This window comes from Actinoplanes sp. NPDC024001 (assembly GCF_040638955.1).
Lineage (GTDB): Bacteria > Actinomycetota > Actinomycetes > Mycobacteriales > Micromonosporaceae > Actinoplanes.
The window spans coordinates 1-8,296 of the sequence record NZ_JBEZZB010000278.1; the positions used below are offsets into that span (position 1 = coordinate 1).

The window sequence follows — 8,296 nt, forward strand, 5'->3', positions numbered from 1 at the left end:
GGCCGCGGCGCGCCAAGGCAGCGGCCAGCCCACGCATCGGCCCGCCACCGCGGCAGCCTGGCAACGCGACGGCGGCCCGCTGAACAAGCGGGCCGCCGAGAGAGCGAGTCAGACAGCCGCCAGGTACCCGGCCGCCTTCTCCGGGTCCATGAACCAGTCACCGAGATCGTTCGGATCGTCGAACCCGGCCGCGAACCGCCGGGCGATCACCTCGTTGCCCGCCGCCGCCCCCAGCAACTGCTGCACGTGCGGCGGCAACGGCTGCAGCATCGCGTCGGTCCAGCCGGTGACCGCCCGCCCGTGCTCAGCCCAGAAACTCTCGAACGTCTCCGTCATCCACCGCTCGTCGAACGGCTGGTCCCCGCGGCTCACCACCGCCCGCAGATAGTGATCAGCCGCCTTGGCCGCGGTGTTGGCGCCCTGCCCGGTGATCGGATCGTTGGCGATCACCACGTCCCCGATGCCGAGCGCGATCGCCCCGCCCGGCAGCTGCGCGACCGGCCGGCGGACGGTCGGGGTGAACCGCCCGTGCAGCGTGGCCCGCTCACCGGCGAGCCGGACGCCGGCGCACCGCTCGTGCACCCACGGCAGGTTCTCCTTGATCAGCCGAAGGGTGATCTCCAGGTGCTCGGCCGGGTCGAGCCGCCCGGCGAAGACGTCCAGCGGCCCGCCCGGCACCGCCTCCCAGAACAGGATGTCGCAGGGCCCGTCCGCGGCGAGCGCCGGGATGACGAACAGTTCGCCGAGGCCCGGGACGGCGTTGAACCCGACGTGCGGCTCCGGCCACGCCGGGTCGGGCGCCAGCCCGTGCACGTAGGCGACGGCCAGGGCACGCTGCGGTTCGGTGAACGGCGAGCGCTGCTCGTCGCGCGCGAACGCCGCCGTCAGCTCCCCGCGGCCGGCGGCGACCACGGTCAGCTCGTGCTCGCGGGCGAGCGCCCCGAGGTCGCCGAGCCCCACCTCCCGGTAGATCACCTCGATGCCGCGCTCGGCGGCGTCGGTGAGCCACCGGGACATCTTGATCCGCTGGTCGGTGGAGCGCGCCGGCCGCTCCAGCGGGGCCTTGAACCGCAGCGCCAGGTTGCCGGGCGGGGCGGCGAGGGCCACGTGCAGCCCGGCGATCGCGGGCGAGTCCTGCTCCCAGTGGTTCAGCCCGTGTGCCCGCTCGGCGGCCAGGGCCGGCTCGAACAGGGCCTGCGTCGAGGTCGGCCACCCGTCGCGGATCTCCTCCGGCCGGCGGGCCGAGACGATCGTGACCCGGTGGCCCTCGGCGTTCAGGCCGAGTCCCAGTTGAAGGCCGGCCTGCCCGGCCCCGACAATGAGAATGTCGCGCAACGTTCCGCCCTTTCGGTGCTCTATCTGGTCAAAAGCACCGTACACAGCGGAGGGTCACGGGCTGCGCAACGTGAGCAGGGTGATCTCGCTGGGCGCGAAGATCCGGAACGGTGGGCCCCAGAAACCGGTGCCCCGGCTCGTGTAGAGCTGGGTGCGCTCGGAGTGCCGCGACAGCCCCTGCAGCACCGGCTGGTCGATGCGGACCAGATAGTGGAACGGCCACATCTGCCCGCCGTGGGTGTGCCCGGACAGCTGGAGGTCGACGCCGTGGGCGACCGCTCCGGCGATCTGCTGCGGCTGGTGGGCGAGCAGCAGGATCGGCAGGTCGGGGTCGGCGCCGGCGAGGGCCGCGACGTGGTCGGCGTGGTGACCGGGCAGGCCGGAACCGGCCGCGGTGCGGTCATCCACCCCGGCGACGACCAGCGAGTCGCCGCCGCGGGTGACCACCAGGTGGCGGTTGTGCAGCGCGTCCCAGCCGAGTGACGTCATGTGCTCGACCCAGCCCAGGGCGCCGCTGAAGTATTCGTGGTTGCCGGTGACGTAGACCCGGGCGTGGGTGGCGCGCACGTCCCGCAGCGGGGTGGACATGCCGAGCCGCTGCTCGACCTGCCCGTCGGCGATGTCGCCGGTGTGCGCCACGATGTCGGGCTCGAGCGAGTTGACCACCTCGACCACGCCGCGCGACCAGCGCGAACGGTCGATCGGGCCGTAGTGCGTGTCGGTGATCAGCACGACCCGCAGGCCGTCGAGACCGGGACCGAGCCGGGGCAGCACCACGTCGACCCGGCGGACCCGGGAGACCCGCATGGCCTCCACATAACCCCAGACGAGCAGCACCACGGAGATCAGCAGGACGGCCGCGGTGATCACCCGGGACCGCACCGGGTCGGCCACGCCGAGCAGCGCCAGACCCAGACCGGCGGCCTGGCCGATCACCGACCAGGTGAACAGCACCCAGATGACCCCGAGGGTGGTGTCGGCGATGCGCGACGCGGTGTCGCTGTGCCCGCCGTGCCCGCGGAGCATCAGCACCGGGAAGGCGCCCGCGACCAGCACGAACACCACCGTGCCGACGGCCACCACCGGCCCCGGCCAGGCGTTGCCCGACCACAGCAGCGTCGCCCACGGCACCCCGAACAGCAGCAGCAGAATCACCATGACCAGCGCGCTGAACGCCGCGCGCGGCGCACGCCGCCGTGGTTTCGCCTCGACCGCCTCACCCACCGACATGAGCGCAAGCATGCCACCCGGCTACGACAAAAACCTGTGGCGTGCGCCCTACCCCGGCGGCGCCGGGCGGACGATCAGGTCTGCGCGATCGCGGGTGGCGGCGATCAGCTCGGCGTTGCGCTCGTCGGTGCCGGTGGCCCAGGCGACCGCCGCGTCACGGGGCTTGCCGAACCGCACGTGCCGCTCGACCAGCCGGCGCAGCCGCTCGTCCGGCTCCAGGTCGGCGTACCAGACCTCGTCGAGCAGGTCCCGCACCGCCCGCCACCGCTCGTCGCCGAGCAGCAGGTAGTTCCCCTCGGTGACGATCAGCCGGGCCGTCCGGGGCAGGCCGATGGCGCCGGCGATCGGCTGTTCCAGAACACGCTCGAAGCCCGGTGCGTAGATCATCTCGTCGCGGTCCTCGCGCAGGCGGCGCAGCAGGGCGGCGTACCCGTACGCGTCGAAGGTCTCCGGCGCGCCCTTGCGGTCGCGCAGGCCGAGCCGGTCCAGCTCGGCGTCGGCCAGGTGGAAGCCGTCCATCGGCAGGTAGGCGACCCAGCCCGCGTCGTGCCCGGCCGGCGGCGCGGCGGCCAGGGCCGTGACCAGCCGCTCGGCGAGCGTGGACTTGCCGGCGCCGGGCGGCCCGGTGATGCCGAGCACCGCTCGCGGCCCGCCGCGGTACAGCCCCGCGGCCCGGTTCACCAGTTCGGCAAGGGTGCGCGTCATGCGCGTGACCGTACCCGGGTCGGAAAGGCGACTTCCGGGACCACCGGGCCGGGACGGCGATGGAACCTGGCCGGGAGCATCGATGACACGGGGGATTCTGATGATCACGCGTAGTTCCGTGTGCGCTGCCGTCGTGGCGGTCACCGGGCTCGTCCTGGCGGCGCCACCGGCGCACGCCACGGCCGAGCCGGCCCGGCAGACGGTCGCCACCGGCCTCGACAATCCACGCGGCCTGACCTTCGGCCCGCACGGCGAGCTCTACGTCGCCGAGGCCGGGCGAGGCGGCGCGGGGCTCTGCCCGCCGCGCCCGCGGGCCGGCCGGGTCTGTTCCGGCCGATCCGGCGCCATCACCCAGATTTCGTACGGGGTGAAGCGCCGCGTCCTGTCCCGTCTGCCGTCGGCCGCCGCCCCGGGCGGAGCCGGCGCGATCGGCCCGTCGGACGTGGTGGTCACCCCCGGCGGAAGCCTCTACTTCACCGTCGCCCTGGACCGGCGAGCCGCCGACGACGACCCGGCCGGGCTGTACCTGGCCGAACCGGGCGCCGACCCGAGCGCGGCCACGTACCGGGAAGGGTTGAACCCGGTGGCCGTCCTGGTCGCCGGCCGTGACCGCCTGGTGGTGGACGCGGGCGGCGCGCTGGTGCGCGTCGCGCCGCGCGGCCGGATCCAGACCGTCGCCACCTTCCCGGCCGGCACCGCCCGGGACCCGGCCGCCGCGCTCACCTCGGTGGCCCGCGGCCCGGACGGGGCGTTCTACGTGGGTGAGCGGACCGGTTCCCGGCTCCCGTCCGGCCGGGCCCGGATCTGGCGGGTGGAGCCGGGCCGCGCCCCCACGGTGTACGCGACCGGTTTCACCACCGTCGTCGACCTGGCCTGGGCCCCGGACGGGCACCTCTACGTCCTGGAGAACGGCGCCCTGCTGAGGGTGGGCGACCGGGGCCGGCACCGTGTCGTCACCTCGGCCGGGCTGACCGCCCCGGGCGGTCTCGCCGTCCGCGGCCGCCACGCCTACGTGACCACCTGCGCGATCTGCCGCGGCACCGGCTCGGTGGTGCGGATCCGGCTGGAGGTCAGGACTTGACGTCGAGCCCGAGGCGAAGCCCGGCCACCCCGGCGGGGGAGAGCGGGCGGGCGGTGGCCCGGGTCAGGTCGGCGCGGATCCCGGCGGGCAGCTCCTCGCCGAGCGCGCACAGCACCGGGTAGAGGTCGAGCACCTGCCGGTGACTGAGCGCCCCGGCGCCGATCAGCAGCCCGTTCAGCGCGGTCGGGCTCTGCGCCAGCTCGGCGCAGAGTCCCTGCCGCCAGCGCGGGTCGTGGACGTTGTCGGCGAACTCGCGGGCGATCCGGTTGCCGGCCGGGGCGCGCAGGCCGCCGAGGCTGGTCTGCCGGAACCGGGCCACCGAGGGGGCGAGCCGGCAGGCGATGCCGAGCCGGCGGGCCAGCTGCGGCACGGTCAGCACGTCGAGGCCGGACGCGCACCTCTCGCAGAGCCGCTCGTAGGTCTGTGCGTGCACCACCGACGCGGGCCGCTGGCAGGCGCCGTCGAGTCCGCAGATGGGGTCGAGGATCACCTCGGTGAGGGTGCCCTCGTGGTCGAAACGGCCGACGGCGAAGTAGGTCGCGGGGGTGGTGCGGTAGTGGGCCAGAGCGGCGCGGGCGCTGACGTAACCGTCCGGGTCGACGCCGATGCGGGGCACACCGTCCTGGGTGTGCAGCTGGATGAGGCGGAACATGGTGCGCGCTCCCGGGGTAGAGCGGTTCGGTGTCGTCCTCCGGTACGTCTCCGATGCGACAAAGGTTCAGTAGTAACGCTGGGTAACTGATCCGTGACCGCATTTGTGCTGGTAGGAGAGGTGGACTGGACCGGAGATTACTCGTTGTAGTTTGTCTTTGCCAGAGGTGCTCACCACGGCCCACACCGTTCGAACGGTGGAGTCGAACGGATCGCAGTGATTGGTACGCTTCCCGGCCAGTGGAACGGTGTATGTACTTGGGGGGACTTGGTGACCGACGCGGCGACGCCGGCTTGGACCACACTGCCGGCGCTGATGTATCACTCGGTCTCCACCGTCGGTGGGCCCCTGCGTGACCTGGCTGTTCCCCCGGAACTGCTGACCGAGCAGCTGCACGCGCTGAGCGCGGCCGGCTACCGGCTGGTCGGCCTCACCGAGGCGCTCGACCGGCTCGGCATGGGCAGCACGGAGAAGATGGTCGCCGTCACCTTCGACGACGGCTACCGGGACTTTTTGACCGCGGGCGTGCCCGCGCTGCAGGCCACCGGCGCCGGCGCCACCCTCTACGCGTCGGTCGGCCACCTCGGCGGCGGGCACGCGGCCTGGCTCGGCGAGTGGGCCCCGGCCTTCGGCCCCATGCTGACCTGGGACGAGCTGGCCGAGATCGCCACCGTGCCGGGCATCGAGATCGGCAACCACAGCCTGATCCACCACCCGCTCGACGTGCTGGCCCCGGGTGAGCTGCGCGACCAGGTGGTCAGCAGCCACGACCAGCTGGAGCAGCGTCTGCAGCTGAAGGTGCGCTCGTTCGCCTACCCGCACGGCTACAACAGCCGCCAGGTGCGGGACGTGGTCGCCGCCTCCGGACACGACAACGCCACCGAGGTGGGCTACCGGCTGCACACCCCGAGCGAGCGCCGGTTCGCCGTACCCCGGTTCCAGCCGACGCCGGACCACTCCGGCGCTGACCTGGTGGCCCTCGTCGAGGGCGCCGGCTCCCCGCTGGTGCCGCAGCTGAAGCGTCTCGCCCAGCCGGGCTGGCGGATGGTGCGCAAGATGGCCCGCAAAGCGGGCCGGAACCTGACATGAGCGCGCACCGCCGGGACGCCCGGATCAGCCGCCGCGGCCTGCTCGGCCTGGCCGCGCTCGTCGCGCTGCCGGCCGCCGGGATCGGCTGCAGCGCGCTGAAGTCGGACGACGTGGCGACCGGTACGGGCAAGTCCACCGCGAGCGGGCAGGTCCCGGTCTCCGAGCCGTCGTCGGCGGCACCGACCCCGGAGCCGTTCGCGAACGCGGACCCGGAGCAGAAGCTCGGCGGCACCGTCCCGTTCGTGCCGGGCAAGGCGCTGTTCGGGTCCTACCTGGGGCTGGACGGCATGGAGTACGCGGAGGCCCTGGCGCTGCGCAAGAAGCAGCTCGGCCGCAGCCAGCGCATCGTGCACCTGTTCTACGCGTGGCGCGACGACCTGCCGTCCTCGGTGCCCTACCTGCCGAAGGGCTCGATCCCGATGGTGTCGTGGCGCGGCACCAAGCACGAGACCATCCTCAGCAGCGAGGCTGACGAGTACATCGCGGCCTCGGCCCGCCGGCTCAAGGCCCTGGACCAGCCGGTCATGCTGCGCTGGGGCTGGGAGATGAACGGCGACTGGTACGCGTGGGGCGGCTTCAAGAACGCGCAGAACGCCGCCGGCTACGTGGAGTGCTACCAGAAGCTCTGGAAGATCTTCGACCAGGAGGGCGCCGACAACGTCTCCTGGGTCTGGAGCCCGAACTGGAACAACAGCCCCAACGAGCCGTGGAACCGGATGGAGGCCTACTACCCGGGCGACGAGTACGTCGACTGGGTGGGCGTCTCCGGCTACAACCTCCACAAGGAGGACCCGGCCACCCTGTTCGACCCGGTCTACCAGAAGTACTCGCCGGTCAAGCCCCTGATCATCACCGAGATCGGCTCGGTGGACCGGGGCGGCACCAGCAAGGCCGACTGGATCACCGACTTCGCCGGGTACGTCGAGCAGCGCCCGGCGATCGGCGGCGTGGTCTGGTTCGACACCGACACGCACCCGAGCTATCCGGAGCGGTGGCGCATCGACACCGACGCGGCGTCGACGGCGGCCTACAAGGCGATGGCGAGAAGCCCCCGGTTCAGCGGCTGAGGCCGTGACCGGGGGCTTCCCCCTTCTCAGGACTGGTAGAGCGAGCGGTACACCGTCGAGGACCCGCTGGTGTCGGCGAGGCACTTCGGGTCGTCCGGCCGCAGGATGCTGGACTGGTTGGTCTTCCCGTCGCACCGCTGGAAGTACGCCTCGTAGGCCAGGTAGGGCGCGTGCTCGGCGAACCACCCGTGCATCCAGCGGATGAACTCCGGGTTGTCCTTGCCGGCGTCGCTGAACGGCATCACGCCCCACTCACCGACCGAGAACAGCTTGCCGTGCTCGCGGGCGAAGGCGAACAGCCAGTTGAGGCCGTCCTGCCGGTCGGCGGTGGCGTCGAAGTCGGCCTTCGTCGGCGACCACGGCCAGTGGTCGTAGTTGTCGATGCCGATGATGTCGACGTACTCGTCGCCCGGGTAGCAGCTGGTGGTCAGCCCGCCGCACAGCTCGTCCGGGGTGTTGTGCGCGTTGATCGTCCAGTCCAGCACGACCTTCGGGTTCGTCGAGCGGATGGCGTCGGCGGCGCGCCGGTAGCAGGCGATGTAGTCGGCGGTGTTCAGCGCCCGCCAGCCCATCGTCTCCTCGTTCATCTCCCAGCCCAGCCGGATCACCGAGTCGCCCCGGCCGTGCCGCACCATCAGCGAGCCGAAGTCGCGCCAGTGCTGGTCGTAGTCGCCCCGGGCGCAGTCGTCCACCTGGTCCTCGCCCTTGTTCGGCACCAGGCCCTGCGAGACGACGAGCACGCCGTCGAAGTCGTCGAAGAACTCGAACGTCCAGCCGCTGCCGCGGGTCATCGACTCGTAGCTGGTGCGGTCGGTGTAGGTCTTCGCCACGGTGCAGGCCCGGCCGCGGGCGGTGCAGAAGGACCGGACCGAGGCGGTGTTCAGGATCGGGAAGCCGTTGACGCCGGACTGCCCGTGCTCGCCCGGCCAGCTGCCGGTCTTGCGGGGCAGCGAGAACTGGGTGCGTGCCGACCGTTTCCCGGCCTTCGTCCCGGCGGCGGCGAGCGCCTGCGCGGCGGGCATCAGGGTGGGCACGGGCGCCGGCGGCACGGTCGACGGCGCCGATGAGACCGGCGCGGCCGACGGTGAGGCAGCCGGCGCGGCGGGCGAGGAAGCCGGCGCGGCGGCCGCGGACGGC

Annotated in this window: 8 protein-coding genes; 3 read left to right on the forward strand and 5 right to left on the reverse strand. The window is 72.7% G+C overall.

The genetic code is table 11. The features are described 5' to 3' along the window. Positions 1 to 108: 108 nt before the first annotated feature. The 3 genes from AB0F81_RS49150 to AB0F81_RS49160 are packed head-to-tail and all read right to left on the reverse strand — an operon-like array spanning position 109 to position 3,270. On the reverse strand, positions 109 to 1,335 hold the full coding sequence (locus AB0F81_RS49150; RefSeq protein ID WP_360211008.1) for a styrene monooxygenase/indole monooxygenase family protein: 1,227 nt from the start codon (positions 1,333 to 1,335) through the stop codon (positions 109 to 111). Positions 1,336 to 1,389: 54 nt separating this feature from the next. Continuing rightward, entirely contained in the window at positions 1,390 to 2,565 is a 1,176-nt protein-coding gene (locus AB0F81_RS49155; RefSeq protein WP_360211010.1) for a metallophosphoesterase, read from the reverse strand. A gap of 48 nt (positions 2,566 to 2,613) precedes the next feature. Then, a complete protein-coding gene (locus tag AB0F81_RS49160; RefSeq protein ID WP_360211012.1) occupies positions 2,614 to 3,270 on the reverse strand; it encodes a nucleoside/nucleotide kinase family protein in 657 nt (218 codons plus the stop codon). A 100-nt stretch (positions 3,271 to 3,370) separates the two neighbouring features. On the opposite strand from AB0F81_RS49160, the gene AB0F81_RS49165 reads away from it, so the two are divergent. Further along, a complete protein-coding gene (locus AB0F81_RS49165) occupies positions 3,371 to 4,351 on the forward strand; it encodes a ScyD/ScyE family protein (RefSeq protein WP_360211014.1) in 981 nt (326 codons plus the stop codon). On the opposite strand, the gene AB0F81_RS49170 is transcribed toward AB0F81_RS49165, so the two are convergent. After that, a complete protein-coding gene (locus tag AB0F81_RS49170) occupies positions 4,341 to 5,003 on the reverse strand; it encodes a hypothetical protein (protein WP_360211016.1) in 663 nt (220 codons plus the stop codon). The genes AB0F81_RS49165 and AB0F81_RS49170 overlap by 11 nt on opposite strands. A 270-nt stretch (positions 5,004 to 5,273) precedes the next feature. On the opposite strand from AB0F81_RS49170, the gene AB0F81_RS49175 reads away from it, so the two are divergent. Together AB0F81_RS49175 and AB0F81_RS49180 are read left to right on the forward strand one after the other, a co-directional pair. Continuing rightward, positions 5,274 to 6,092 carry a polysaccharide deacetylase family protein gene (locus AB0F81_RS49175; RefSeq protein WP_360211018.1) on the forward strand — a complete coding sequence of 273 codons (819 nt, stop codon included), beginning with the start codon at positions 5,274 to 5,276 and terminating at the stop codon, positions 6,090 to 6,092. Further along, positions 6,089 to 7,159: a glycosyl hydrolase gene (locus AB0F81_RS49180; protein WP_360211020.1), complete on the forward strand. Its 1,071-nt coding sequence runs from the start codon at positions 6,089 to 6,091 to the stop codon at positions 7,157 to 7,159. Before AB0F81_RS49175 ends, AB0F81_RS49180 begins: the two co-directional genes overlap by 4 nt. Before the next feature lie 26 nt (positions 7,160 to 7,185). Here the strand turns inward: AB0F81_RS49180 and AB0F81_RS49185 are convergent, their stop codons facing one another. After that, positions 7,186 to 8,193, reverse strand: a complete 1,008-nt coding sequence (locus AB0F81_RS49185) for a glycosyl hydrolase (RefSeq protein WP_360211022.1) — start codon at positions 8,191 to 8,193, stop codon at positions 7,186 to 7,188. Positions 8,194 to 8,296: the final 103 nt, after the last annotated feature.